We start from the raw sequence: 341 nt of genomic DNA on the forward strand, positions 1-341 counted from the left end.
TGAACGTTCCGCCAGCCGCTGCACCTCATCCGCAACTACCGCGAAGCCCCGACCGGCGTCACCGGCCATGGATGCCTGAATAGCGGCGTTCAACGACAGAATGTTGGTTTGGTCAGCAATATCGGTAATCAGGGAGATGATGTCACCAATCTCCTGTGAGGATTCACCCAGACGTTTGATCCGTTTGGAGGTTTCCTGAATCTGCTCACGGATGTTATCCATGCCGTTGATCGTTGCCTGTACAACTTCTGCACCCTTGTTGGCGATCGCTACCGACCGCTCCGCAACCGCAGAGGATTCCGAGGCGTTAGCCGATACCTGGTCAATGGACACCGCCATTT

General features: G+C 55.4%; 1 protein-coding gene. It reads right to left on the minus strand.

Features of this window, described 5'->3' with window-relative positions:
• Nucleotides 1–341, minus strand: a 341-nt coding sequence (locus tag Q4563_RS17690; protein WP_303605433.1) for a methyl-accepting chemotaxis protein, incomplete at both ends; no start/stop codon positions are given.

The organism is Gilvimarinus sp. 1_MG-2023 (assembly GCF_030548285.1).